This is a genomic window from Nonomuraea rosea, from assembly GCF_039539705.1.
Classification (GTDB): Bacteria; Actinomycetota; Actinomycetes; order Streptosporangiales; family Streptosporangiaceae; genus Nonomuraea; species Nonomuraea rosea.
In genome coordinates this window covers 1-2021 of record NZ_BAABDQ010000119.1, presented here as the reverse complement: position 1 = coordinate 2021, position 2021 = coordinate 1, and the positions used below count along the sequence as shown (strand labels likewise).

Below are 2021 nucleotides of genomic sequence, written 5' to 3'. Positions count from 1 at the left end.
CCAGTTCTTCGACGGCTGGTTGTGGAAGATCACCGTTCTACTGGATCTCCGTTCCCACGTCCTGAGAACTGGCGCGCTTGACGGCGCTACAGAAACCTTAACTACCTGGCCTTGGGTCAACTCCAGTCACCCGCGATTCGCCCCGCGAGCGCGAGTGCCATGTCGATCCCGGCCGAGACCCCGGCGGCGGTGATCAGTTTGCCGTCGATGACCACTCGCTCTTGCCGAGTACAGCGTCCACTACAACGGACACCGTCCCCACCAGGCCAGCAACCAGCGGCCTCCAGAGGCAGACCCGGCGACGCGGACACCGTCGTCGACCTGACCGACCGGCGGATCAAACGAAAACCTGTACTCGGCGGCCTCATCAATGAGTACAAAGCAGCGTAGATCAACCAGCAAAGCTCCAGGTCAATGACCCGATCCTATTTTCGAGCGGCACAGGGCGGCGGCGATGAGCGTGCGCGCCGCGTCGCCGGTGTAGGTCCAGCTGTGCGGCGCGTCCAGATCGCCGGGATACGCGGGACCTTTCCAATGATTACCAGCAAGTCGTGTCGGGTCTCAGAAATGTTGTTTCAAGCGGGACACGCCATCGCGCCGACGTTGATCCGGATCCTGTGGGGCTCGAATGCTCGACTCGCGTGGTGACCTGCAGCTTTTGGCAGACGCACGGATCTTGAGCGTCACCGTTTAAGCGATCGCTCAAAACGACTTGTGCAGTCGCTCAATTCGATTGAGCGACTGCACAACATCGCTTGAGCGTCCCGCTTAAGAGATGATCTTTACTTATCAAAGACTTGCAGGTGAGACCGTCGGACGTGATTTTCGGCACTCGCAGTCCCGCCCGATGATGGTCGGTTCTGTCAGAACCACCTTGGCTTTCTTGAGCTGCTTCATAGCGTTGAAGTAGGCCAGAGCGGTGGAGCTGCCGCCAGCACCAGCCCGGCAACCTTCACCCCGAAAGCCTAACGAGTCGCTCGTCCGGCCACGCCGCATCCGCCCTCTCACGCCTCGCGGTCCTCGCGGTCCTCAGCCGAGGCTTTCGAGCGCGGCGGCGGCACGGCCGCGCTCGTCCTCGTCGCCGGTCTCGGCGGCGATCGCCAGCGCCAGCCGGTGCCGCTGCGCCGCCTCGCCGTCACGGCCCATGGTGCGCAACGCCGCACCGATCGCGTTGAGGACGCTCGCCTCACCGTACCTGTGCCTGGTCGACTGGAAGATCTCGAGCGCCTGCTCCAGGTGCCACAGGGACTCGTCGAATTTCGCCTGACGGCACAGGGCGGTGCCGAGGTTGCTCAGCGCGGTCGCTTCCCCGTCACGGTGCTCGATCTCACGGAACAGGCTCAGCGCCTCGCGCAGTTTCGCGACGGCAAGCGTGTCCTCGCCCAGCGAGGTGTAGATCTGGCCGAGGTTGGACAGGGCGATGGCCTGCCCGGCACGATCGCCGAGCGCGGCGAAGATGTCGCGCGCGGCCAGGAAGTGCCGCGCCGCCTCGGTGTGCTCGCCGATCGACTCCTCCAGGTTGCCCAGGTTGGTCAGCGCCGCCGCCTGGCCGAAGGGGTCGTCGATCTCGCGGCAGAGCGCGATGGCCTCGCTGTGCCGGGCGGCCGAGGAGGCGAACTCGCCGAGACGTTCCTCGATGATGCCCAGATTGGACAGCGAGCGGGCCTGGCCGTGGCGGTTGCCGACGCGCCGGCACAGCTCCAGCGCCCCGCTCAGTTCCTCGACGGCCGGAGCGTAGCGGCCGAGCAGCCGCAGGATGACCCCGGTGTTGGTCCGCAGATGCGCCTCGCCCTCCGAGTCTCCCATCCCCCGCGCGGCCTCCACAGCGCACTCGTAGATCGACAGGGCCTCGGTGCCGTGCCCCGCCTCCAGGTAGCGGTGTAACGCGGCGGCGAGGGTGACCGCCCGCTCCGGCCGTCCCTGCCTGACCGCGAACTGGCAGATCGTGCCGAACGACGCCAGCTCGCCATCCAGCCACGACAGTGCCGCGCCCGGCGAGAGGGTGACGCCGCTGGGCTTGA

General features: G+C 66.1%; 1 protein-coding gene and 1 pseudogene. Both read right to left on the bottom strand.

Annotation, left to right across the window (positions count from 1 at the left end; all coding sequences use genetic code 11):
- Positions 1–125 precede the first annotated feature (125 nt).
- A pseudogene (locus tag ABEA43_RS68645) lies at positions 126–224 on the bottom strand (DJ-1/PfpI family protein); the annotation flags it as partial.
- An 805-nt stretch (positions 225–1029) separates the two neighbouring features.
- A partial coding sequence (locus tag ABEA43_RS67635; protein ID WP_345581511.1) for a tetratricopeptide repeat protein occupies positions 1030–2021 on the bottom strand: 992 nt, incomplete at its 5' end.